This is a genomic window from Atribacter sp. (assembly GCF_035418125.1).
Classification (GTDB): domain Bacteria; phylum Atribacterota; class Atribacteria; order Atribacterales; family Atribacteraceae; genus Atribacter; species Atribacter allofermentans.
The window spans coordinates 1-1,710 of the sequence record NZ_DAOLQM010000347.1; the positions used below are offsets into that span (position 1 = coordinate 1).

1 protein-coding gene is annotated in these 1,710 nt (G+C 37.8%); it reads right to left on the reverse strand.

Features of this window, described 5'->3' with window-relative positions; translation table 11 throughout:
* Positions 1-112: 112 nt before the first annotated feature.
* Positions 113-1,558, reverse strand: coding sequence for an argininosuccinate lyase (gene argH / locus PLK24_RS11280; protein ID WP_324479202.1), 1,446 nt, complete (start codon positions 1,556-1,558; stop codon positions 113-115).
* Positions 1,559-1,710 lie beyond the last annotated feature (152 nt).

Genomic DNA, 1,710 nt, shown 5'->3' on the forward strand with positions numbered 1-1,710 from the left:
CTCCACTTTCAAGCTATTCCCGGTGTATGAAAGGGATTGTGACACAGCCTGAATGAAGTTTTTAGATAGGTATTTTCATCCTCATCTGGTGTTACATAAATTGCATGAATATCTACTCGACACTGAGTAATAACTGGTATTTACTATGCCATTCTTTTTCTATACGAGTATTATAAGCCATCCACCGATCTAAAAGCTTTTGAGCGATAACAAATTGTTTTTTTACTTCCTGGGGCGATGTACTCCCCTCTGATTGCTTTCGGTTTATTGATTGCTTTTCATCAAGAACCAGTGCAACTTCCTGATCCAGTTGTCCAATATAATTTTCAAGTTCTTGAAAACTCAAGTCTTGAAAACTTTTATCTTGAGAAACTAACTCACGTACTATTGAACCCACTATTTCATGAGTCTTCCGAAAAGGGATGCCTTTCCCAACTAAATACTCACAGAGGTCAGTGGCGGTAAGAAATCCCTTTTGCAGGGCGGCTTCCATTCTTTCTGGATCAGGTTGGATATTATTAATCAAGCGAGTTGCTATGTGAAAGGTTTTTTCGCATTCGTGAACGGCTCTCAAAAGAGGCGGTTTATCTTGTTGTAAATCACGATTATAGGTTAAAGGAAGTCCTTTCAAGGTTACCGCTAAACTGATCCAGGATCCAATAACTTCTCCGGCTTTCCCCCTGATGAGTTCGGCAATATCCGGATTTTTTTTCTGTGGCATAATACTCGAACCAGTCGTAAAAGCATCATCTATGATAATAAATTGAAAACCTGGTGAGTTCCAAAGTACTAATTCCTCACCAAAACGGCTTAAATGAAGAAAGGCAATTGATAACGCATTCAGAATTTCAAGAATATAATCCCGATCAGCTACTACATCCATGCTGTTTGCTTGTACCGAAGGAAATGCCAGCAGTTCAGCTACATATTTTCGGTCAATAGGGATCGAAGTCCCAGCTAACGCTCCGGCACCCAAGGGCAATTGATTGAGACGGGTAAGAGCATCTTTTAACCTCTCAGCGTCTCTTTGTAACATAAAGAAATAAGCCAAAAGATGGTGAGCAAAAAGAATCGGTTGCGCAGGTTGGAGATGGGTATATCCGGGCATTACCAAAGTTGGATATTTCTGAGCTAGAGTTAACAACCCTTTTTGAAGGTTGTTGATACCCCGAATGAGATGAATAATTTTTTCCCTTAAAAACAAGCGCTCATCAAGAACTATTTGATCGTTACGACTTCTCGCCGTGTGTAATTTTTCAGCTGGTTCTCCAATCATTTGTTTCAAATTTATTTCCACTGCGCTATGAATATCCTCATATACATTGAGATTGATTTGATTTTTTTCAATATTTTGTAACAGTTGGACAAGGCCTCTTTGAATATGTTGAGCTTCAGTTTGGTTTAATATTTCTATTTTTTGAAGCATTTTACAATGAGCAAGACTACCAATAATATCAAACCAATAAAGCTCTTGGTCTTCATTAATTGAAGTTGAAAATTCAGCAACTTCTTGGTCCAAATCCTTCCCCATCCGGCTTCCCCACAAGCGCATTTTCATCACCAACTTAGAATATTTTGATACTAGTAATATTTCCAAACACTGTGAACAACAGAATTCATAAAATTTAAAGATTACAATATTTTACTATAATATATAAAAATAGAGGGCACAATCAACTCGCACCCCCTATTTTTTTACAGGTTATTGCC